This is a genomic window from Microbacterium mangrovi (assembly GCF_000802305.1).
Lineage (GTDB): Bacteria > Actinomycetota > Actinomycetes > Actinomycetales > Microbacteriaceae > Microbacterium > Microbacterium mangrovi.
Window position 1 is genome coordinate 381,775 of the sequence record NZ_JTDK01000006.1, and the last position, 22,527, is coordinate 404,301.

Annotated in this window: 19 protein-coding genes; 4 read left to right on the forward strand and 15 right to left on the reverse strand. The window is 70.5% G+C overall.

What is annotated here, in order from left to right; translation table 11 throughout:
- Positions 1-69: 69 nt before the first annotated feature.
- Complete coding sequence (locus tag LK09_RS05700; protein WP_039397040.1) at positions 70-717, reverse strand: MazG nucleotide pyrophosphohydrolase domain-containing protein; 648 nt, start codon at positions 715-717, stop codon at positions 70-72.
- Positions 714-1,850, reverse strand: a complete 1,137-nt coding sequence (locus LK09_RS05705) for a Na+/H+ antiporter NhaA (RefSeq protein ID WP_039397042.1) — start codon at positions 1,848-1,850, stop codon at positions 714-716. Before LK09_RS05705 ends, LK09_RS05700 begins: the two co-directional genes overlap by 4 nt.
- A gap of 66 nt (positions 1,851-1,916) precedes the next feature.
- On the opposite strand from LK09_RS05705, the gene LK09_RS05710 reads away from it, so the two are divergent.
- A complete protein-coding gene (locus LK09_RS05710) occupies positions 1,917-4,589 on the forward strand; it encodes a phosphoenolpyruvate carboxylase (RefSeq protein WP_039397044.1) in 2,673 nt (890 codons plus the stop codon).
- Positions 4,590-4,604: 15 nt separating this feature from the next.
- Here the strand turns inward: LK09_RS05710 and LK09_RS05715 are convergent, their stop codons facing one another.
- Genes LK09_RS05715 through LK09_RS05725 form a run of 3 tightly spaced genes read right to left on the reverse strand, consistent with a single transcriptional unit; the run spans position 4,605 to position 7,834 of the window.
- On the reverse strand, positions 4,605-5,447 hold the full coding sequence (locus LK09_RS05715; RefSeq protein ID WP_082008076.1) for a class I SAM-dependent methyltransferase: 843 nt from the start codon (positions 5,445-5,447) through the stop codon (positions 4,605-4,607).
- 48 nt (positions 5,448-5,495) lie between these two features.
- Positions 5,496-7,181 carry an MFS transporter gene (locus LK09_RS05720; protein ID WP_039397046.1) on the reverse strand — a complete coding sequence of 562 codons (1,686 nt, stop codon included), beginning with the start codon at positions 7,179-7,181 and terminating at the stop codon, positions 5,496-5,498.
- A 53-nt stretch (positions 7,182-7,234) separates the two neighbouring features.
- Positions 7,235-7,834, reverse strand: coding sequence for a gamma carbonic anhydrase family protein (locus LK09_RS05725; RefSeq protein ID WP_039397048.1), 600 nt, complete (start codon positions 7,832-7,834; stop codon positions 7,235-7,237).
- Positions 7,835-7,904: 70 nt separating this feature from the next.
- On the opposite strand from LK09_RS05725, the gene gdhA reads away from it, so the two are divergent.
- Entirely contained in the window at positions 7,905-9,260 is a 1,356-nt protein-coding gene (gene gdhA / locus LK09_RS05730; protein ID WP_039397050.1) for an NADP-specific glutamate dehydrogenase, read from the forward strand.
- Between the two features lie 18 nt (positions 9,261-9,278).
- On the opposite strand, the gene LK09_RS05735 is transcribed toward gdhA, so the two are convergent.
- The 4 genes from LK09_RS05735 to LK09_RS05750 form a co-directional block, all read right to left on the reverse strand.
- Complete coding sequence (locus LK09_RS05735) at positions 9,279-10,040, reverse strand: SDR family NAD(P)-dependent oxidoreductase (RefSeq protein WP_039397052.1); 762 nt, start codon at positions 10,038-10,040, stop codon at positions 9,279-9,281.
- Between the two features lie 40 nt (positions 10,041-10,080).
- Positions 10,081-13,695 (reverse strand): transcription-repair coupling factor, encoded by a 3,615-nt coding sequence (gene mfd, locus LK09_RS05740; RefSeq protein WP_039397053.1) that lies wholly within the window; start codon positions 13,693-13,695, stop codon positions 10,081-10,083.
- Between the two features lie 45 nt (positions 13,696-13,740).
- Positions 13,741-14,325, reverse strand: a complete 585-nt coding sequence (pth, locus tag LK09_RS05745) for an aminoacyl-tRNA hydrolase (protein ID WP_039397055.1) — start codon at positions 14,323-14,325, stop codon at positions 13,741-13,743.
- A 69-nt stretch (positions 14,326-14,394) separates the two neighbouring features.
- On the reverse strand, positions 14,395-15,006 hold the full coding sequence (locus LK09_RS05750) for a 50S ribosomal protein L25/general stress protein Ctc (RefSeq protein WP_039398108.1): 612 nt from the start codon (positions 15,004-15,006) through the stop codon (positions 14,395-14,397).
- 201 nt (positions 15,007-15,207) lie between these two features.
- On the opposite strand from LK09_RS05750, the gene LK09_RS22100 reads away from it, so the two are divergent.
- Complete coding sequence (locus tag LK09_RS22100; protein ID WP_269430918.1) at positions 15,208-15,330, forward strand: hypothetical protein; 123 nt, start codon at positions 15,208-15,210, stop codon at positions 15,328-15,330.
- Between the two features lie 13 nt (positions 15,331-15,343).
- Here LK09_RS22100 and LK09_RS05755 read toward each other — a convergent pair whose 3' ends face one another.
- Both LK09_RS05755 and LK09_RS05760 read right to left on the reverse strand, forming a co-directional pair.
- Entirely contained in the window at positions 15,344-15,841 is a 498-nt protein-coding gene (locus tag LK09_RS05755) for a gluconokinase (RefSeq protein ID WP_039397057.1), read from the reverse strand.
- A 1-nt stretch (position 15,842) separates the two neighbouring features.
- Positions 15,843-16,901: a D-2-hydroxyacid dehydrogenase gene (locus LK09_RS05760; RefSeq protein ID WP_039397059.1), complete on the reverse strand. Its 1,059-nt coding sequence runs from the start codon at positions 16,899-16,901 to the stop codon at positions 15,843-15,845.
- Between the two features lie 119 nt (positions 16,902-17,020).
- Between LK09_RS05760 and gndA the strand changes: the two genes are divergently transcribed.
- On the forward strand, positions 17,021-18,478 hold the full coding sequence (gene gndA, locus LK09_RS05765) for an NADP-dependent phosphogluconate dehydrogenase (protein ID WP_039397061.1): 1,458 nt from the start codon (positions 17,021-17,023) through the stop codon (positions 18,476-18,478).
- Between the two features lie 115 nt (positions 18,479-18,593).
- On the opposite strand, the gene LK09_RS05770 is transcribed toward gndA, so the two are convergent.
- Genes LK09_RS05770 through LK09_RS05785 form a run of 4 tightly spaced genes read right to left on the reverse strand, consistent with a single transcriptional unit; the run spans position 18,594 to position 22,450 of the window.
- The gene (locus tag LK09_RS05770; RefSeq protein WP_039397063.1) at positions 18,594-19,307 is read right to left on the reverse strand and encodes an ABC transporter ATP-binding protein; all 714 of its coding nucleotides are present in this window, start codon (positions 19,305-19,307) and stop codon (positions 18,594-18,596) included.
- Positions 19,294-20,247 (reverse strand): ABC transporter ATP-binding protein, encoded by a 954-nt coding sequence (locus tag LK09_RS05775; RefSeq protein WP_082008077.1) that lies wholly within the window; start codon positions 20,245-20,247, stop codon positions 19,294-19,296. Before LK09_RS05775 ends, LK09_RS05770 begins: the two co-directional genes overlap by 14 nt.
- On the reverse strand, positions 20,244-21,431 hold the full coding sequence (locus LK09_RS05780; protein WP_082008078.1) for a branched-chain amino acid ABC transporter permease: 1,188 nt from the start codon (positions 21,429-21,431) through the stop codon (positions 20,244-20,246). Before LK09_RS05780 ends, LK09_RS05775 begins: the two co-directional genes overlap by 4 nt.
- Positions 21,428-22,450, reverse strand: a complete 1,023-nt coding sequence (locus LK09_RS05785) for a branched-chain amino acid ABC transporter permease (protein ID WP_039397065.1) — start codon at positions 22,448-22,450, stop codon at positions 21,428-21,430. Before LK09_RS05785 ends, LK09_RS05780 begins: the two co-directional genes overlap by 4 nt.
- Positions 22,451-22,527 lie beyond the last annotated feature (77 nt).

Here is a 22,527-nt window from a genome sequence, read left to right on the forward strand (position 1 = left end):
CACCCCCTCATTGTTCCAGGTCGGCGGAGCCCTCCCGAATCGCCCCGGGCGCGCCCCTCCGCCCGGGTGTCACGCGCCCGCGTCGCGAATGGTGCGCTCCAGGCTCCGGAGTCGCTCGCGCAGGGCACGCTCCGCGTCCCACCCGTTCGCGCGCGCGGCGGCCACCAGCGCAAGCAGCGCATCCCCGAGCTCGGCCTCGGACGCCGGGGCGACACCCGCCTCGGCCGCCCCCGCGTCGGGCACCGGGACACCCACCTGCGCGGCCTTCCCGGTCAGCTTCTGCGCCAGCGCGAGCGACGGCATGTGTTCGCTCACGCCGTCGAGCACGCTGGTTCGCGTGCGCTTCTCCGCGGCCTTGGCGGCGTTCCACAGCACGAGCACCTGTTCGGGGGTCTCCGCGGTCTCGCCGGCGAAGACATGGGGATGCCGGCGCACCATCTTCTCGGTGAGCCCGCGGGCGACGTCGTCGATGTCGAACGGGTCGTCCGGGTCGCGTGACGCGATCTCGGAGTGGAACAGCACCTGCCACAGCAGATCGCCGAGCTCTTCGCGCAGGTCGGCGCGGGACCCCGCCTCGACCGCGTCGATGACCTCCGCGCTCTCCTCGACGAGATACGGCACCAGGTCGCGGTGGGTGATCTGCTGGGTCCAGACGCAGCGGTCGCGGACTTCATGCATCACCTCTGCGGCGGCCCGCAGGGGATCCGGCTCGCTCATACGATCTCCTTTCGGCGCGCGACGGCGGCGCGCCACGCGACCAGTGCCGCACCGAGCACCAGCGCGACGACCGATCCGGCCAGCACGCCGAGGGTCGCGGCATCCTGATCCTGCGCGCTGCCCGCGAACGCGAGCGACGCCAGAAGCAGCGACACGGTGAATCCGATCCCGCCGAGGGCGGCGACCGCGACGAGGTCGGGCACCGCGAACTGCTCGCCGTGGCGGCCGATCGTGCGCTGCGAGATCCACGCCGCCCCGCTGATGCCGACCAGCTTTCCGACCGGCAGAGCGACCAGAACGCCCCAGAACGCCCACGAGAGACCCTCTCCGGGGGCGGGGATGACGACCAGCGCGGCGAAGAAGGCGAACACCGGCAGGATCAGCGCGTTGATCCAGGGTTCGAGCGCGTGGCGGGTGCGCAGGGCCGGTCCCTGCGCCATCGCGAGGCCCAGGAGGACCCCGGCGATCGTCGGATGCACGCCCGACAGGTACATGAAGCACCACGCGGCGACCGCCACGACGCCCATCGCGACCGCGATCGGGACGTGCCCGCGGCCGCCCAGCATGCGGCTCAGCACCGCGAACACCGCCACCGCGACGAGCGCCAGGGCGAGCATTCCCCACCGCAGGTCGGACGCGTAGAGCACGGCGATCAGCACGATTCCCACGATGTCGTCGATGATCGCGAGCGCCAGGAGGAATGCGCGGACGCCGCCGGGCAGGCCGCGCCCGAAGACGGCGAGCACTCCCAGCGCGAACGCGACGTCGGTCGCAGTCGGCACGGGCCATCCGGCGGCGACGTCGTGCCCGGCGGTGACCGCGAGGTAGATCACGACCGGGACGACGACGCCGCCCAGCGCGGCGATCGCCGGCTGGACGGCCCGGCGCACGTTGCTCAGCTCGCCCCGCGTCAGCTCGAACTGCAGCTCGACGCTCACCGCGAAGAAGAAGATCGCCAGCAGGCCGTCCTGCACCCAGTGCGCGACTGACAGGTGGAACGGCGCCGGACCCACGTCGGTGTGCGAGAACGAGAGCACGGCGGGCCCCGCGGACGTATTGGCGACCAGCAGGCCGACCGCGGCCGCCACGAGCAGCAGCGCGGCGGCGAAACGCTCGGAGCGGAGGACCATCATCGCCCCCATCGTAACGAGCCGCCTTCGACACGAGCCGGTAACGCGGGGCTGGCTAGGCTGGACGCGATGCGTGAACCCACCCCCACCGAAGCCCTTGACCTCGTCGGACGATATGAGGCCGGTCACGAGATTCCGGAGCGGATGCGCGGCGACGTGCGTCTGCTCAGCACCCTCCTCGGCCGTGTCCTGCGCGAGAGCGGAACCCCCGGCCTGTACGAGGACGTCGAGCGCCTGCGCGTCGCGACCATCCAGGCGTACACCGACGAGACGCCGGAGGCGTTCGCCCGCGCGGAGCAGATCGCGCAGTCGTTCACCACCGAGCGCGCCGACGAGGTCGCGCGCGCCTTCACCGTGTACTTCCACCTCGCGAACCTCGCCGAGGAGCACCAGCGGGTGCGGGTGCTGCGCGAGCGCGACGGGCGCCCCGAGAAGGAGGACGCCACCGATTCGGTCGCCGCCGCCTTCGTGCGGCTCGCCGCCGAGGTCGGCGACGACACGGCCCTCGAGCGTCTGCGGAACCTGCGCTTCCACCCCGTGTTCACCGCCCACCCGACCGAGGCCCGCCGCCGCGCCGTGTCCAGCAGCATCCGCCGCGTCGCGGGCCTGCTCGCCGAGTACGAGGACTCCGCGCGCGACGGGGCCGACCAGCGCCGCGCGGAGCGTCGCATCCTCGCCGAGATCGATCTGCTCTGGCGCACGGCTCCCCTGCGTCCGCAGAAGCCCAGCCCCACCGACGAAGTGCACACGATCATGTCCGTCTTCGACGAGACGCTGTTCACGGCCGTCCCCAAGGTCTACCGCCGCATCGACGACGCCCTGCAGGGCATCGCCGCCGGCAGCCGCAAGCCCGTCGTGCGCCCGTTCGTCCGGGTCGGATCCTGGGTGGGCGGCGACCGCGACGGCAACCCGTTCGTCACGGCCGCGACGACCCGCAAAGCCGCCGCGATCGCCAGCGAGCACGTGCTCCTCGGCCTGGAACGTGCGGCCACCCGCATCGGACGCACCCTCACACTCGATGCGGTATCCACGCCGCCGTCCGCCGAGGTCGAGGCCCTCTGGCGCCGGCTCAAGGACTCCGACGAGGATGCCGCGGCCGAGATCGCCAAGCGCTCGCCGGACGAACCCCACCGGCGCGTGCTGCTTCTCATCGCCCGCAAGATCGGGGCGACGCGCACCCGCGACGCCGACCTGGCCTATCCCGACGCCGACGCTCTGCTCGCCGACCTCGCCCTCGTCCAGCGCTCCCTCGTGGACGCCCGCGCGCCCCGGCACGCGTACGGCGAACTGCAGTCGCTCATCTGGCAGGTGCAGACGTACGGCTTCCACCTCACCGAACTCGAGGTCCGGCAGCACTCGGCCGTGCACCGCACGGTGCTCGCCGAACTGGATTCCGGGGCCCCGATCAGCGAGCAGACCGAGGAGGTGCTCGACGTCTTCCGCGCGATCGCGCACATCCAGCAGCGGTACGGCCTGCGCGCCGCGGGCCGGTACATCGTCTCGTTCACCCAGTCCGCCGCCGACCTCGACGCCGTGCACCGGCTCGCGCGCCACGCGGTCGGCCCGTCCGGGACGCCGCCCGTGCTCGACGTGATCCCGCTGTTCGAGACGTTCGCCGACCTGCAGGCGGCACCGGGCATCCTCGCGGAGATCGTCACCCATCCCGCGTTCGCCGCACGGCTGGAGGAGACCGGGCGCCGGCTCGAGGTGATGCTCGGGTATTCCGACTCCTCGAAGGACGTCGGTCCGGTCGCCGCCAACCTGGCGCTCTACGAAGCGCAGGCGCTCATCGCGGCGTGGGCGCAGGATGCCGGCATCGAGCTCACGCTCTTCCACGGTCGCGGCGGCGCCCTCGGACGCGGTGGCGGCCCCGCGAACAGCGCCGTCCTCGCGCAGCCGCCGCACTCCGTCGACGGGCGCTTCAAGCTCACCGAGCAGGGCGAGGTCATCTTCGCGCGGTACGGCGAGCCGGCGATCGCCATGCGCCACATCGACCAGGTGGCGGCCGCGGTGCTGCTGGCATCCTCGCCGTCGAACGAGCAGCGCAACAGCGCGGCCGCCGAACGCTACGCCGACGTCGCGGCCACCATGGACCGGACCTCCCGCGCGCGGTTCTTCGAGCTCGTGAAGGCGCCCGGGTTCGCCCCGTGGTTCGCGACGGTGACGCCCATGGAGGAGATCGGCCTGCTCGCGCTGGGCTCCCGTCCGGCTCGCCGCGGCCTGTCGGTCGAGTCGCTCGAAGACCTCCGCGCGATCCCGTGGGTGTTCGCCTGGACGCAGGCGCGCATCAACCTCGCCGGCTGGTTCGGCCTCGGCACCGCCCTCGACGCCGTCGGCGACGAGGCTCGTCTGCGCCAGGCCTACCGCGACTGGCCGCTGCTTCGCACGCTCATCGACAACGTCGCCATGAGCCTCGCCAAGACCGACGAGCGCATCGCCCGCCGCTACCTCGAGCTGGGCGACCGCGACGACCTGGCGCAGCTCGTGCTCGATGAGATGGCGCTCACCCGCGACTGGGTGGTGCGGATCACGGGCGGCGGCGAGCTGCTGGCGAACAAGCCGGTCCTGCAGCGGGCCGTGAAGCTGCGCAGCCCCTACGTCGACGCGCTCTCGCTGCTGCAGCTGCGGGCGCTGCGCGCGCTTCGCGAGGCACCGCAGGACGCACCGGCGGATCCCGAGCTGCAGCGCCTGCTGCTGCTGTCGGTCTCCGGGGTGGCGGCCGGACTCCAGAACACCGGGTGACCGGTCGCGGCCCGCTCAGACCTTGCGGGCCACGACCGTGTAGGTGCACGGGACCCGATCGCGTTCGCCGTCCGGCCACACGTAGTCCTCGCCCTGCTCGGCCATGCGGTCGGCGAATCGCCACGGCAGGGTGCGCCCCTCGTCGAGGCGCAGGATGCGCAGGCCGGCGCCGATCAGGGCGTTGACGGTCTCGGACACCGGGTGCGGCCACTGATAGGTGCGCGCGTGCGCCACGGTGCCGTCCCCGACGTAGGTCCCCGGCTCATCCCACTGCAGCGGGGAGCCGTCGCCGAAGTAGTTGTATCGGAGGACGAGCTCGTCGCGGTACTCGTCGAGCGCGTACAGCGCGGGGTGCCCTTCGCGGATGAAGAACGTGCCCCCGGGACGCAGGAGGGCTGCCACCTGCGCCGCCCACCGATCGAGGTCGGCCAGCCACACGATGGTGCCGATGCTCGTGTAGACGAGGTCGAAATCACCCTCGAGCACGCTGCGGGCGTCGAGCACGTCCGATTCCACCCACGTCGCCGGAATCCCGTGTCTGTCCGCAAGCTCGGCCGCGGCGTCGAGAGCCGGGCGCGAGAAATCGAGACCGGTGACGCGGGCGCCGCGGCGTGCGAACGAGATCGTGTCGGTGCCGATGTGGCACTGGAGATGACACACGTCGAGCCCGGCGACCCCGCCGGGCAGGAACGGCGAGAGCGCCTCCAGGTCGTCGGCGACGACGCTGGAGATGTGGTCGGGGTCATCGAACGCATCCAGTCCGTAGCCGTCGACATGCAGCGGCACGCGGTCGTTCCAGTTGGCCAGGTTCGCCTTCCGCGCCGAGTCCCAGGAGATCTTCGTCGAATCACCGTTCACGGCATCAGAGCGTAGCGGCGCGCGCGGCGTCCCGGCAGGGCGCCGACGTCACTCGGTGGCATCCTCCTCCGGATCGGACGGTGAATAGCGGCCCAGCTCGCCCGCCACCGCCTCCTCCGCCGCCGCGGCACTCGGCGTGAACCCGAGGACCACCGTCGTGAAGCGCTCCGCCGCGAGGGCCCGCAGCTCCAGCCGGGACCGCGCGACGATCGTCGCGGTGCGCTCAGTGCGCCGCAGCAGGGCGATCTCGCCGAACCCGTCGCCCGGGCCGAGGGTCGCCACGACCCGGCCCGCGCCGCGCACCTCGGCCTCCCCCGCCTCGATCACGTAGTAGCGATCCCCGAGGTCGCCCGCGGCGAACACCGTGTCGCCCGCCGACACGGTGACCGGCTCCAGACCCCGCGCGAGCTGTTCGATCGCGGGGAGCGGAAGCGGATCGAACATCGGCACGCGCTGGAGCAGGGCGATCTCGGTGTCCAGCGTGTCGACCGAGCGGTCCAGGGTCCGCAGGCGCCACCAGGAGGCCACCGCCAGGATCGGACAGAGCAGACCCATGGCGATGAGCGCGCCCTGGACGCCGAGCCACACGATGAGGGCCGACGTGAGGATGGAACCCACCCCGATGCTGATCGCGACCAGGCTCTCCAGCACGCCGAAGACCCGGGCGAGGACGGCGTCGGGCGTCAGACGGCCGATGAGCGTGAACCCGGCGGCGTCGATGAACGCGTTGGCGATGCCGACCACCGCGAGGAGGGTCAGCGCACTCGCCTGTTGCGGAAACACGCCGATGAGCGCGATCGGCAGCCCCCACAGGCCCACGCCGAGCGCGAACCACGCCCCCAGCCGCCACGTGCCCACCAGCACGGACGCGGCCAGTGAGCCCATCACCGCCCCGGCGCCGAACGCCGCCATCAGCGCACCCGTGCCGGAATCGCCCATCTGGAGCAATTGCACCGCCACCACGACCGAGAACACGGTGAGCGCTCCGCGGGTCAGGGTCTGGGCGGATGCCAGGCCGAGGACGAGAATCAGATCCGGGCGGTGCCCGACCGCACCCAGCCCCTCGGCCGCCTCGCGCAGCAGCGCCGGGCGCGTCGGCGGCGCGTCCGGCGGGGACGCCTCGTAGCGGAGTCCGATCACCAGGACGGCGGAGCAGAACGCGGCAGCGGCGGCGACACCCATCACCGTCGCCACGTCGGCGAGCGCCATCAGCACCGCGGCGATGAGCGGTCCGACCAGGCTCGCCGTCGAATCCAGGAGACCGCGCACGACGTTCGCACTCGCGAGCTCTCTCCCGGTGCGGCACAGAGTCGGCAGCAGTGCGGACTGCGCGGGACGGAACAGCGTCGCCGGCACCGCGGAGACAGCGGCGAGCAGGTACACGATCTGCACCGGCCCGGAGAGGGCGACGGTCACCCCGGCGGTGGCCATCGCGATGCCGCGCAGGCTCGACACGACCGACAGCACGCGCTCGCGACGCCCGCGATCGGCGAGCGGGGCGAGCAGCGGGGTCAGGAACGCCGGGGGCAGCATCGTGATGAGCCCGACGAGCCCCACGGCCAGCGCGCCTCCCGCGTTGTAGGCGACCACGCTGAGCGCCACGGTGAACGCGCACTCGGCGCCCCAGGCCGCGAAGAAGCTGAGCTGGGCCCGACGCAGGCTGGGGTTGCGCCAGTTGCTTGCGAACGCGGCGGCGGCCTCGCCGAACCGCCGCCGACTCCCGCGCGGACCCATGCGTGCACTCTAGGGGCTCGCCCGGCCGGCGACCAGGGCGCCCGCGTGCCGCGCTAGTCGATCTGGCGGTCTGCGGAGTGCCGCGCCAGGCTGCGCCCGTACCGCTCCGTGAGCTGCGTCATGAGGTCGGGCGTCTCGCGGTCGAGCCCGAACACGTACCCGGTGAAATCCAGCTCCTTCTGGGCCTCCCAGATCCGTTCGTGCTGGTCCGGCGGCAGGATCAGCAGCGGGTTGCCGACGGCGACCCACCCGATCGGGACCATCGTGTTCTCGGGAAGCACGGTGCGCAGGTGGACGACGCCGTTGATCCGAACTTCGCTGCCGGTGCCGATCCGGGCGCCGTTGAAGATCCGGGTTCCCGTCGCCAGGAACACCTCGTCGCCGATGACGGCGCCGGAGATGCTGACCATCGGGCCGACGAGCACATGGTCGCCGATGTGCACCGGGTCGATGGCCGAGGCCCGGATCAGCGCGTTCTCCATGACGATGACGCTCGCGCCGATGGTGATGGGGCCGCCTTCGGCCGTGATGACGGCGCCGTGGAGCACCTGGGTGTCGGGGCCGATCGTGACGTCGCCGCTGATGACGGCGGTGGGCGCGATCACGGCCGACGGGTGGATGCGCGGGCGCGCGCCGAGGTGCTCGAACTGCATGTGTTCACCGTAGCGCCCGTCGCGGATCCGCGATCGTCACACGATTCTGACCGTCGGTAAAGTGGCAGCCATGCCCCACCTGAGAACCGCGCCCACCCTCGTCGAGGACGTCTTCGAGTCCGTTCAGAAGCGCAATCCGCACGAGCCGGAGTTCCAGCAGGCCGTGCACGAGGTGCTCGAATCGATCGCACCGGTCCTCGAAGAGCACCCGCAGTTCGAAGGTGCCGGCATCCTGGAGCGCATCGTCGAGCCGGAGCGGCAGATCATGTTCCGGGTGCCGTGGGTGGACGACACCGGGCGCCTCCAGGTCAACCGCGGCTACCGCGTGCAGTTCTCCTCGGTGCTCGGCCCGTACAAGGGCGGGCTCCGGTTCCACCCGTCGGTGAACCTGTCGATCATCAAGTTCCTCGGCTTCGAGCAGATCTTCAAGAACGCCCTCACCGGACAGGGCATCGGCGGCGCCAAGGGCGGCAGCGACTTCGACCCGCACGGCAGGTCGGACGCCGAGGTGATGCGGTTCTGCCAGTCGTTCATGAGCGAGCTCTACCGGCATCTCGGCGAGCACACCGACGTGCCCGCCGGCGACATCGGCGTCGGCGCGCGGGAGATCGGCTACCTCTTCGGGCAGTACCGCAAGATCACCAATCGGCACGAGTCCGGCATGTTCACCGGCAAGGGCGTGCAGTGGGGCGGCGCCGAGGTGCGCACCGAGGCCACCGGCTACGGGGCGGTCTTCTTCGTCGAGGCCATGCTCGCCGTCCACGGGGAGACCCTCGCGGGCCGACGCGTCGGCGTCTCGGGGTCGGGCAATGTCGCGCTCTACGCGATGGAGAAGGCGCGCCAGCTCGGCGCGCTGCCGGTGACGGCATCCGACTCCTCGGGGTACGTCGTCGACGACGCCGGGATCGATCTCGGCCTCCTGCGCGAGATCAAGGAGGTCCGCCGGGGCCGGATCGCCGAGTACGTCGAGCACCGCACGAGCGCACGGTTCGTGCCCGGGGAACGGCCGTGGAACGTGCCGATGGATGTCGCGATCCCGTCGGCCACGCAGAACGAACTGGACGCCGCGGATGCCGAGGCGCTCATCGCGAACGGCGTCCGCGCGGTCGCGGAGGGCGCCAACATGCCCAGCACGCCCGAGGCGGTCGCGGCCTTCCAGGATGCCGGCGTGCTGTTCGGACCGGGAAAGGCCGTCAACGCCGGCGGCGTGGCGACCTCCGCCCTGGAGATGAGCCAGAACGCATCACGCCAGCGCTGGAACTTCCCGGACAGCGAACGCCGCCTGCACGAGATCATGCTCGGCGTGCACGACGCCTCGTTCGAGGCCGCGCGCCGCTACGGTCACGAGGGCGACTACGTCGTCGGCGCGAACTGCGCGGGGTTCGAGCGGGTCGCGCACGCCATGCTGGCGCAGGGCGTCATCTGACCCGTCGGGGCGGGCGTCTCAGTCGTCCTGTTCGGTGGGCCGCAGCAGGAGCTCGTTGATCATCTGGTGGCGTGGTCGCGTGACGATGTAGCGGACCGCGTCGGCCACGTCCGACGGTTCCAGCGCTTCCATCGCCGCCATCCGCTCGGCCTGGACCGCCCGGATCTCCGGACGCAGGTGGTCGCGCAGCTCGGTGCGAACCGCGCCGGGTTCGACGACGCCGACGCGCAGGTGCCGGCGGCTGAACTCCTGGCGGAACGACTCGCTGAACGCGCCGACGCCGTGCTTGGTCAGGTTGTAGACGGCCGAGCCGCGCTTGACCTGGCGTCCCGCCGTCGACGAGATGTTCACGAGATCCGCGACCCGCCGCGGGCCGAGCTCCGCCGCCGCGAGCAGATGCGGCAGCACGGCGTGCGTCATCGACAGCACGGCGCGGAGATTGATCTCCAGCATCCGGTCCCACTCCTCGAGGGGCGCGTCCGCGATCGGCCCGAGGAGCATGACGCCGGCATTGTTCACGAGGATGTCCAAGCGGCCCCAGCGTGCGATCGCCGCCGCCACGGCGGCATCCGCCGCGGCGCGGTCGGTGATGTCGGCCTCCACCACGAGGGCCTCACCGCCCGCGTCGCCGATCGACGCGGCGAGGGCCTCGAGCCGGTCACCGCGACGCGCGACCAGCGCCACGGCGGCGCCGTCGTCAGCGAGCGCGCGTGCGGTCGCCTCGCCGATTCCGCTCGATGCTCCGGTGACGAGGGCGACGGTTCCTTCGAGTGGTCTCACCGGGCCAGACTAGCGGCGACCCGATCCGGTCCGGGCCGATTCAGACGGCGGCGGTGACCGGGGCATCCTTCGCCGGCCAGAGCTGGCCGACCAATGCGCCGACCCACTCGAGGAGCGCGCCATCCGCGGGCATCTCGCCGTCGACGACGGGAAGCGGGACGAGCACCGCCTCCCCTCCGGCGACGATCTTCGCCTTGGGGTAGAGCCGCTGCAGGCGCACCTGCATCGAATCGGGCAGACGCGCCGGCGCCAGGCGCAGGTTCGACCCCATGGCCACCACGTCGGTGAGTCCGGCCTGCCCCACCCGCCGCCGGAGGCGCGCCACCGCGACGAGTCCTTCCACGGGCGCCGGCAGCTCACCGTACCGATCGCGCAGCTCGTCGACGACGTGGTCGATCGCGTCGTCCTTCGCGGTGACCGCCGCAGCCGCCGAGAGCTTCTGGTAGGCCTCCAGCCGCAGCCGCTCGCTGTCGATGTAGTCCTCGGGGATGCGGGCGTGCACCGGGAGCTCGAGTCGAAGCTCGACGGGGCCGTCGTTCTCCTCCCCGCGGAATGTGGCGACGGCCTCGCCGATCATGCGCAGGTAGAGGTCGAATCCGACGCCCGCGATGTGCCCGGCCTGCTCGGCGCCGAGGAGGTTTCCGGCGCCGCGGATCTCCAGGTCTTTCAACGCGACCTGCATCCCCGAGCCGAGCTCGTTGTTCACCGCGATCGTCTCCAGGCGATCGGCCGCGGTCTCGCTGAGCGGCTTCGCGTCGTCGTACAGGAAGTAGGCGTACGCGCGCTCCCGCCCGCGTCCGACGCGTCCGCGGAGCTGGTGCAGCTGGCTGAGCCCGTACTTGTCGGCCCGGTCGATGATGATCGTGTTGGCGTTGGAGATGTCGAGCCCGGTCTCGATGATCGTGGTCGACACGAGCACGTCGGCCTTGCGTTCCCAGAAGTCGTCGACGACCTGCTCGAGGTGATGCTCGCCCATCTGGCCGTGCGCCACGACGATGCGCGCCTCGGGGACGAGTTCCGCGAGCTCGCTCGCGACGCGCTGGATCGACTGCACGCGGTTGTGGACGTAGAACACCTGTCCTTCGCGCAGCAGTTCGCGGCGAATGGCCGCGGCGATCTGCTTGTCGTTGCGCGGGCCTACGTAAGACAGGATGGGATGCCGGTCTTCCGGCGGCGTCTGCAGGGTCGACATCTCCCGGATGCCCGTGACCGCCATCTCCAGCGTGCGCGGGATCGGCGTCGCGCTCATCGCGAGGATGTCGACGTTGGTCTTGAGCTTCTTCAGCGCGTCCTTGTGCTCGACGCCGAAGCGCTGCTCCTCGTCGATGATCATCAGACCCAGGTCCTTGAACAGGATCTTCTCGGTGAGGATCCGGTGGGTGCCGATGACCATGTCGACCGTGCCGTCCGCGAGCCCTGCGATCGTGTCGCGCGCCTGCTTGTCGGTCTGGAACCGCGACAGCGGCCGCACCTTGACCGGGAACCCGGCGAACCGTTCGCTGAACGTCTCGAGGTGCTGCTTGACCAGCAGGGTCGTCGGCACCAGCATGGCGACCTGCTTGCCGTCCTGGATCGCCTTGAAGGCGGCGCGGACGGCGACTTCGGTCTTGCCGAATCCGACGTCGCCGGACAGCAGCCGGTCCATCGGGATCGGCTTCTCCATGTCCGCTTTGATCTCGTCGATGGTCTGCAGCTGGTCGAGCGTCTCCGCGAACGGGAACGCCTCTTCGAGTTCGCGCTGCCAGGGCGTGTCGGGTCCGAACGCGTACCCCTTGGACGCCATCCGCGCGGAGTAGAGCTTGACGAGCTCGACCGCGATGTCGCGCACGGCCTTTCGCGCTTTGCTCTTGGCCTGTGCCCAGTCGCTGCCGCCCATCTTCGACAGGCTCGGCGCCTCGCCCCCGACATACCGCGAGAGCAGGTCGAGCTGGTCGGTGGGCACGAAGAGCTTGTCTCCCGGGTGCCCGCGTTTGGAGGCCGCGTACTCGAGCACGAGGTACTCGCGCGTGGTCTTGACCGCGTTGCGGCCACCGCTGGAGACCTCTCGGCGCTGCATCTCGACGAACTTGCCGATGCCGTGGGTCGCGTGCACCACGTAGTCGCCCGCCTTCAGCTGCAGGGGGTCGACCACGCTGCGCCGGCGGGAGGCGAGCTTCTTGACGACGCGCGAGTCGCCGCTGATCGTGCGTCCGTAGAACTCGGACTCGGTCAGCACCGCGAGCTTCGCGTCCGGTGCTTCGAAGCCGCGCTCGAGGGATGCCACGACGATGTGCGCGACGCCGGGCTCGGGCGCCTCGTGCACGGCATCCACCCGCCGTGCCGCGATGCCGCGCTCGGCCAGCACGTCGCGGGCGCGGTCGGCCAGGCCCGTCCCCGAGGCGGTGACGACGACCGCCCAGCCGTCGTGCAGCAGGTGTCCGATGTGTTCGGTCGCACCGTCGACGTTGCCCTGGAACGAGGGCACGCTGCGTGCCGGGATCCGCGCGGAGGCAGAGCCGGCCGCCGGTTCGATGAGGCCCTCGGATGCCGCGTCGGCCGCTCCCGAATCGAACGCGCTGAAGGTCCACCACACACCGCGGTGCTCGCGGGTGATCTCCGCGAGGCGGTCGAGACTGACGAAGTCGCCGGCGCCCAGGTCGATGGGGGTCTGCGCACCCGCGGTCGCCGCGTTCCACGCGGCCTCCAGGAACTCCCGGTTGGTGTCGGCGAGCGTGACCGCGCGCGTCTCGGACCGCTCCGGGTCCAGCAGCGCGACCGCCGCCTCGTCGGGCAGCACGTCGACGAGGGTGATGAGGGCGTCGACGAGGGCCGGCGTCAGCGACTCCATCCCCTCGACGGGGATCCCTTCGGCCATCTTCTCGAGCATGCCGCGCAGACCCGGGAACTGCTCGCTGAGGATCAGCGCGCGCTCGCGGACGGCTTCGGTGAGCAGCAGCTCGCGACCGGCCAGCAGCTCGACCCGCTCGACGTCACCGGGCAGGCTGCGCTGATCGGCCACGGAGAACGCGCGGATCTGGTCGACCTCGTCGCCGAAGAACTCGATCCGCGCGGGATGGTCGGCCGTCGGCGGGAACACGTCGAGGATGCCGCCGCGCATCGCGAACTCTCCGCGGCGGGAGACCATGTCGACACGGTGGTAGGCGCGTTCGACCAGCTCGGCGGCGATCTGACCGAGGTCGTGGCCGCGGGCGCCGGTCGCGAGCACGATCGGCACGGCGTCGGCGAGACCCGCCGCGAACGGCTGGAGTGCGGCGCGAACCGAGGCCGTGACGATCAGCGGACCACGCTCGGCCGGGTCCGCCGCGTTCCACTCGCGGATGCGCTGCAGCACCGCCAGGCGCCGCCCCACGATCTCGGCGCTCGGGCTGAGCCGCTCGTGCGGCAGCGTCTCCCACGCCGGGAAATGCAGCACGGTCGCGCCGGCGACGAGTGCTTCCAGGGCCGGTCCGACGGCGTCGGCACGGCGCCCGGTCGGGGTGATGACGAGCAGGACGGGCGGTGCGCCTGCGGCCGCGCGTCGGGCGAGCAGCGCCGCGAGGGCCGGGGCCGTGATGCCCTCGATCGCGGCGATCGACTGGTCGAAGGATGCCGAATCCAGCACCTCCCGGAGCGTCGAAGCCTGGGCGAGGGCGCGCGGAATCCCGGGAACTGTCACCGGACGAGTCTACGGCGCCCCTACGACATCGGCGGGGCGCAGGCCTCAGACGCGAGGTGCGTGGTGCTTCTGCTGGGCGGCGAGCAGGCCCTCCTCGACGAGCTGCTCGACGGCATCGGCAGCGTCGGAGACGAGGATCGGCAGCACTTTGCGGTCGGCGGCGCTGAACGGGTCGAGAACCCAGTCCGCGGCATCCTGACGGCCCGGCGGTCGCCCGATCCCGACGCGCACGCGCGGGAAGTCCGGCGTTCCGAGCGCCTTCGCGACATCGCGGACGCCGTTGTGTCCGCCGTGCCCCCCGCCGATCTTGAGCTTGATCGTGTCGAACGGGATGTCGAGCTCGTCATGCACGACGACGATGCGCTCGGGAGGGATGCCGTAGAAGTTCGCCAGCCCCGCGACGGGGCCGCCGGAGACGTTCATGAACGTGTTCGGCTTGGCGAGCACGATCTTCGCCGCTCCCGGACGCAGCCAGGTCTCCGCCACGCGGGCGTTCGCCCGGTGCGACCGGAACGCCTCCCCGCGCCGGGCGGCGAGTTCGTCGACGACGAGCTGGCCGACGTTGTGCCGCGTCAGCTCGTAGCGCGGTCCGGGGTTGCCGAGCCCGATCACCAGCCACGTGTCGGCCATGTCATCCTCCAGAGACGGGAAGAGGGGGAACGGTCGCCCGCACCCCCTCTTCGAATTCGTGTGTCCGAATTACTCGGCGGCAGCCTCGGCCTCGACCTCGGCGGCAGCCTCGGCCTCTTCCTCGTCCTCGGCGGCGATCGTCGCGGCCGGAACCGAGATCGCGACCACGAGCAGCTCGGCGTCGGAGACGAGCGCAGCCCCCTTGGGCAGCGACAGCTCGCCGGCGGTGACGTGGGTGCCGTCCTCGAGACCCTCGACCGAGACCACGATGTGCTCGGGGATGTGCGTGGCCTCGACGGCCAGCGTGACCGACGTCGCGTCGAGGTTGGCGATGGTGCCGGGAGCGGACTCGCCCTCGACGACGACCGGGACCTCGACCTCGATCTTCTCGCCCTTCTTCACGACGAGGAGGTCGATGTGCTCGATGACCTGGTGCACCGGGTCCTTCTGGACGTCCTTGACGAGCGTCAGCTGCTCCGTGCCGTCGACGTCGAGCTCGAGCACCGCGTTGGCACGGCGGATCAGCAGCGACATCTGGTGGCCGGGAAGGGCCACGTGGACCGGCTCGGTGCCGTGACCGTAGATGACGGCGGGGATCTTGCCGGCCGCGCGCAGGCGACGGGCGAAGCCCTTGCCGAAGTTGTCACGCAGCTCGGCGTGGACCTTGTTGTCTTCCGACATGAGGTTCTCCTTGAAGAGGCGCCGGCCGTGAGGCTCGACGCGGATGGTCTGGGATTCGACTCGAACGCGCACGCGTGAGGAAAGCCGGAGCATCATCCACCGCGTCGATCACGGGCGCCCAGAAGGCACCCCTCGCCGAAGTTCACTCAAGTCTACCAGCGCCCCGCTACGATGAGAGACGCACCCGACCACGGAGGAACAATGGACGCGCAGACCTCGTCGAACATCATCATGGGAGTGATCGGCCTGATCGCCCTCGGGGGGCTCGTGACCACGGTCGGCGCCTACTTCTACATGGGACGCCAGGCGTACCGCAAGGAGTGACACCGCACGGCGCTCAGTCTTCGAGCGCCGCCACCGCTTCGGCCACCACGTCCGCGATCGGCTGATCCGCGGCGACGGAGGCACCCGGTTCGTCCTCGCCCAGCGGCTCCCACGCCTCCAGCTGGGAGCGCAGCAGGGCCGGCGGCATGAAGTGGCTGCGCGCGAGCATCCGGCGTTCGAGTTCGGCGGCCGGCACGCGCAGCTCGATGAACATGGCGTCCGGGCACCCGCGAAGGATCTGATCGCGGTATCGGCGTGCCAGGGCCGAGCATGCGACGACCAGGCCCTCGGAGGCGGCGGCGAGCGTCGAGGCGACGATGTCGAGCCACGGCATCCGATCCGCGTCGTCGAGCGCGGTGCCCGCAGACATCTTCGCGATGTTCGCCGCCGGATGCAGGTCGTCGCCGTCGATGAACGGGAGACCGAAGTGGTCCGCGAGCGCGCGGCCCACGGAGGACTTGCCCGACCCGCTCGGGCCGGCGACCACGATGTGGCGGAGGTTCGCACTCACGTCAGTAGAACTCCACCGTGTCGACGACGCTGCGAAGCGGCGCCCCGTCGAGCAGGCGGCCCGCGTTCTCGGCGAACCGGCGCGCGATCCGCTCCGCCTCTCTGCTGCTGAGGGCCGCGGTGTGCGGGCTCACCAGCACACGCGGATGCGTCCACAGCGGAGAGTCCGCAGGAAGCGGTTCGCTTTCGAACACGTCCAGTGCGGCGAATCCGATCCGGCCGTCGTCGAGCGCCGGCAGGAGCGCAGCCTCGTCGATGACCGTGCCGCGGCCGATGCTCACGAGGATCGTGCCCGCTCGCACGCCCGCCAGCACGCCGGCGTCGATCAGGTGGTGGGTCTGCGCGGTTCCGGGAAGCGTGACGACGATCGCGTCGACCATCGTGACGGCTTCGGACAGCGTTTCGATCGGGACGAGCCTGTCGACCCCGGGCACCGGGTCGCCGCTGCGCGTCGTTCCCCACACCGTCGCGCCGAGCGCCGACACCCGTCGCGCCGTCTCGGCGCCGATCCCGCCGAGGCCGACCACCAGCACGGTCAGGTCTTCGAGCTGCCGCATCTCCCAGCGGTCGGGCCAGTTCTTGTCGCGCTGGTCCGCGAGCAGCCGCGGGAGGTCCTTCGCGCCCGCCAGCAGACCGAAGACCGCGAACTCCGCGAGGGTCCCGCCGTGCACTCCGGCGGCCGTGGTGAACACGATGCGCTCCAGTGCCGCCCGGTCGAGGTGTGCGGCCTTCACCTGCGCTCCCCCGCCCGCGGCGGTGGTCATCACCCACTCGAGGTTTGCATTCGCCCTCACCGTGCGTGCGAGCGCCTCGGGGTCCACGTCGGGGATGCCGAACAGCGCCTGCGCGGAATCGACCATCGCCTCGAAGCGGCGCTGCTGATCAGGGGTGCGGACGAAGTCCGGGTCTCCCGTCCAGTCCGCCGGGCCGCGCATCGGCCGCGTCAGGGAGTGGTCCCGCACCAGGTCCACCCGCGGCTCGAGCTCCTCGATGAGTCGGCACAGCTCCTCCGGCAGGGGCACGGCCACGACTGCTCGAAGCCCTCGGGTCGCCGTCGTCATGTGTCCGCCTCTCGGATGCCGTCCCATTCCGCAACAGTCCCATTCTGGCCGAACGCCGTCCGGGCGGACGTGGCATCCTGATTGATGGACTTCTGAACCGTCCCACCGAAAGGCACTTCATGACCTCCACCCCCTCTGCGAACGTCGGCGTCGTCGGCCTTGCTGTCATGGGTTCGAACCTGGCCCGAAACCTCGCCTCGCGCGAGGGGAACACGGTGGCGGTGCTGAACCGCTCCCGGGGCCGCACCGACGACCTGCTGGCCGAGCACCCCGAGGCCGGTTTCGTGGGCACGTTCTCGTACGACGAGTTCGCGGCGGCGCTCACGGTGCCGCGGACGGCGATCATCATGGTGCAGGCCGGGGCCGGCACGGACGCCGTCATCGACGAGCTGGTGCGGGTGTTCGAGCCGGGCGACATCATCGTGGACGGCGGCAACGCCCTGTTCACCGACACCCGCCGGCGCGAGGCGGCCGTGCGCGCGACCGGGATCAACTTCGTCGGCATGGGCGTGTCCGGCGGCGAGGAGGGTGCCCTTCTCGGCCCGTCGCTGATGCCGGGCGGGTCGGACGAGTCGTGGACCACCCTCGGCCCGATCCTGCGCTCGATCGCCGCGATCGCGGAGGGCGAGCCGTGCGTCACCCACGTCGGTCACGACGGTGCCGGACACTTCGTGAAGATGGTGCACAACGGCATCGAGTACGCCGACATGCAGCTCATCGCCGAGGCGTACGACCTGATCCGTCGCGGCACCGGCAAGTCGCCGGCCGAGATCGCGGAGATCTTCGCCGAGTGGAACCGCGGCGAGCTGGAGTCGTACCTCATCGAGATCACCGCCGAGGTGCTGCGCCAGGTGGATGCCGAGACCGGCAGGCCGCTGGTGGACGTCATCCTCGACCAGGCAGGAGCGAAGGGCACCGGGGCGTGGACGGTTCAGACCGCCCTCGACCTGGGTGTGCCCGTCTCCGGCATCGCGGAGGCCACCTTCGCCCGGTCGCTGTCCAGCCACCCCGAGCAGCGCTCCGTGTCCGGGTCGCTTCCCGGACCGTCCGCGACGGTCGCCGCGACCGGCGCCGACGCAGACCTTTTCATCGAGGACGTGCGCCTGGCTCTGTTCGCGTCGAAGATCGTCGCCTACTCGCAGGGCTTCGGCGAGATCCGCGCCGGCGCGGCGCAGTACGGCTGGAACATCGACCTCGGGGCGGTGTCGCGGATCTGGCGCGGCGGCTGCATCATCCGCGCGCAGTTCCTCAACCGCATCGCCGACGCGTACGCCCAGACCCCCGACCTCACGGTGCTGCTGACCGCGCCGTACTTCGTCGAGGCGCTCCAGCGCGCGCAGGATGCCTGGCGCCGCATCGTGCAGAACGCGGCGGCGACCGGCATCCCCGCCCCCGCGTTCTCCTCGTCGCTCGCCTACTACGACGGGCTCCGCGCCGACCGGCTCCCCGCCGCCCTCATCCAGGGCCAGCGCGACTTCTTCGGCGCGCACACCTACCGCCGCATCGACAAGGACGGCACGTTCCACACCAACTGGTCCGGAGACCGCACCGAGGCCCCCGCGACCTCCTCGCACTGACCCCGGACCCCCTTCGGTCGTCGAGCGAGCGAAGCGAGACGAAACGCAACTGATCCTCGCTGCGTTTCGTCTCGCTCCTTCGTCGCTCGCTCAACGACCGGCCGGCCGGCCGGACCTAGCCGACGCCGAGGTACGCCTCTTTGATCGACGGGTCGGCCAGCAGCTCCTTGCCGGTGCCCGACTTCGTGATCTCGCCGGTCTCGAGCACGAACGCGCGGTGCGCACGAGCCAGAGCCTGGTTGGCGTTCTGCTCCACGAGCAGGATCGTCGTGCCCTGCTCGTTGATCTCCTTGATGATCGAGAAGATCTGGCGGATGAACTGCGGTGCGAGCCCCATCGACGGCTCGTCGAGCAGCAGCACGCGCGGCTGCGACATGAGCGCCCGGCCGATCGCGAGCATCTGCTGCTCGCCGCCGGACATGGTGCCGCCGAGCTGCTTCTTGCGCTCCTCCAGACGGGGGAACAGCGAGAACACCCGCTCCAGCGACTCCGGCACGCCCTCTTTCGACTTCAGCCCGAACGTGCCCATGTCGAGGTTCTCCAGCACCGTCATGCCGGGGAAGATGCCTCGGCCCTCGGGCGCCTGGGAGATGCCGTTGACGACCCGGATGTGGGCCTTCATCTTGGTGATGTCCTGGCCGTCGAACGTGATCGAGCCCGCCGACGGGTTGAGCAGTCCGGAGATGGTGCGCATCGTCGTGGTCTTCCCGGCGCCGTTGGCACCGATCAGCGACACGATCTCCCCCTCCTCGACGCTGAACGAGATGTCGCGCAGCGCCTGGATGCGGCCGTAGTGGACCGACACGTCCTTCAGTTCAAGCAGCGTCATCTTCGGGCTCCCCGAGGTAGGCGGCGATCACGCGCGGATCGGCGCGGATGGCGGCGGGCAGGTCGTCGGCGATCTTGCGGCCGAATTCCAGCACCACGATGCGGTCGGTCACACCCATGACCAGCTTCATGTCGTGCTCGATGAGCAGCACCGTGTACCCCTGGTCCCGGACCTGCCGGATGAGGGCCATGAGCTCCTCCTTCTCGGCGGGGTTGAAGCCGGCGGCCGGCTCGTCCAGGCACAGCAGCTTCGGGTCCGTCGCGAGCGCGCGCGCGATCTCCAGTCGGCGCTGCGAGCCGTACGGCAACGATCGCGACTGGTGATTCGCCTGGTGGGCGATCCCGACGAAGTCGAGCAGCGCCATGCCGCGGTCGATCGCCGACTTCTCCTCCCGGACGTGGCGTGGCACCCGCACCACCGCGCCGGGCACCGACGTGCGGTGCCGGGCGTCCAGCCCGACCACGACGTTCTCGAGGGCGGTCATCTCACCGAACAGGCGGATGTTCTGGAACGTGCGCGCCAGCCCCATCCGCGTGATGTGGTGCTGCTTGCGGCCCTTCAGCGACACGCCTTCCAGGAGCACGTCGCCGCTGGTCGGCCGGTAGACGCCGGTCATCGCGTTGAAGCAGGTCGTCTTGCCCGCGCCGTTGGGGCCGATGAGTCCGAGGATCTCGCCGCGCTTGATGTCGAACGAGACGTCGTCGAGGGCGAGCAGGCCGCCGAACTTGACGGTCAGACCGCGCACCTCGACAAGCTTCTCGCCGACCGCGACCTCGACGTCGCGCTCCGACTCCGCGGTGTATTCCTCCGTGGCATCGTCGGGGACATCGAGCGTCCCCTGGCCGACGAGTTCGTCGGTCTCCGAGGACGTCGTCGTCTGGTCGGCGGGAGCATCGCCCGTCTCGCGCCCGAAGACCGGTGCATTGTCGTCTTCGGTCATGCCGCACCTCCCTCGGCGGATGCCTGTTCGTGTCGCGCGCCGCGCGTCGGCGGCGGCGGAGTCAGCTTCAGGGCACGGCGGGCGTACGCGAGCAGGCGCACCTTGGCCGGGACGAGGCCCTGCGAGCGGTAGATCATCAGCAGCACCAGCGCGATGCCGAAGATGAAGTACTTGTAGTCCGCGATGGCTGTGAACCGCAGCGGGATGTAGGCCACGATCGCGCCGCCGAGCAGGGCGCCGACCTTGTTGCCGGCGCCGCCGAGGACCACGGCGGCGACGAAGAGCATCGAGGTCTGGACGTCGAACTTCTGGTTGTTCACGAAGCCGATCTGCCCGGCGAAGAGGGCACCCGACAGGCCGCCCACCATCGCGCCGATCGCGAATGCCCAGACCTTGTACTTGAAGGTCGGCACGCCCATCGTCTCGGCGGCATCCTCGTCTTCGCGGATGGCGATCAGCGCGCGTCCCACGCGGCTGCGCTCGAGGTTTCCGACGAGCAGCATGATGATGATGATGACGGTGATCGTCAGCCAGTACCACGGCACGCCGGTCGAGTTCGAGAACAGCGGCTGCGTGGGGGTGCCCCCGGGCGGATGCCCGACGGACGAGAACCCGACCTGCCCCTTCATCGCGGGGATGATGGTCGCGAGGATGCGCACGATCTCACCGAACCCGAGCGTGACGATCGCCAGGTAGTCGCCCCGCAGGCGGAGGGTCGGGACGCCGAGGATCACGCCGAACGTCGCCGTGATCACCATCGCCAGCGGCAGCGTCCACAGGTACGGGATGTGCGCGAGCGGCGAGTCCGGGCTGGTGAACATGGCCGCCGTGTACGAGCCGACCGCGAAGAAGGCGACGTACCCGAGGTCCAGCAGGCCGGTGTAGCCGATGACGACGTTCAGGCCCACCGCGACGAGCGCGTAGATCGACATCGTGAACAGCGTGATCGGCCAGTCGTTGCCCGGCTCGGTCGTGATCGGGAAGAAGTTCAGGTACGGCATCGCGTAGGCGATGATCACCACCGGAATCATCCACGCCCACTGCGCCTGCCGCGGCAGCTCGTTCCACCGTTCGCGGAAGCCCTGAAGGGGACCACGGCGGCGGCTGCTGTTGGCTTCGGTGTCCTGAAGCTCGCGTGCCGCCTCGGCATCGGGCTCGATGCGCGGTCCGTCGAGACTGCTCATGCCTTGCTCCTTCCGAGGGTCGTGCCGAGGATGCCCTCGGGCCGCACCAGCAGGACGAGGACCAGGACGACGAACGCCACGACGTCGGCCCACTGCGCGTCACCCAGCAGAATCTGTCCGTAATTGCTGATCAGGCCCAGCAGCAGGCCGCCGAGCAGCGCGCCGCGGATGTTTCCGATGCCGCCGAGGACGGCGGCGGCGAAGGCCTTGACGCCCAGTACGAAGCCACCGTTGTAGATGACGCCCGACGGGACGATCATCACGTAGAACAGGGCCGCGGCACCGGCGAGCAGACCGCCGATGATGAACGTGATCATGATGATCCGCTCTCTGCTGACGCCCATCAGGGTGGCAGTGTCGGGATCCTGTGCGACGGCGCGGATGCCGCGGCCGGTCCGACCCCGGCGAACGAACGTGTCGGTCGCGACCATCAGGACGACGGCCGAGATCACGATGATCAGCTGCTGGCTCGTGATGATGGTGCCGAAGACGTCGAACACGGGCGTCGGGATGTACATCGTGACACTCGACTCGGCGTTCGCACCGCGGATGATGAAGATCGCGTACTGGATCGCGAAGGACATGCCGATCGCGGTGATGAGGAAGGCCAGACGCGGTGCGTTGCGCTTGCGAAGCGGGCGGTAGGCGACCCGTTCGATGAACAGGGCCGTCAGGGCGGACGCGATCATGCCGACGACCATGGCGAGCAGGAGGTCGCCGATGAGTGCCGGCAGACCGAGCGTGGGAGCGTTCGGTCCGAAGCCCAGGGAGGTGAGGGTGATTACGACGCCGTACGCACCGACGATGAACACCTCCGAGTGGGCGAAGTTGATGAGGTTCAGCACGCCGTAGACGAGCGTGTAGCCGACGGCGATGAGGCCGTAGACGGCGCCGAACGTGAGTCCGGCGAAGGTGACCGCCCAGAAGTTCTGGGCGAGGGCGTTCACGTCGAACGTGATCCAGGAATTGTCGGTGAAGAGGTGGCCGCCGGGGGCTGCGGCGAGGACGAGATCGAGCATGCAAACTCCGGTTGAGAGTGGGATCCGCAGGGAGGGGTGGGACTGCGGGGCTCAGGGATGCCGCGGCGGGAGGTGCC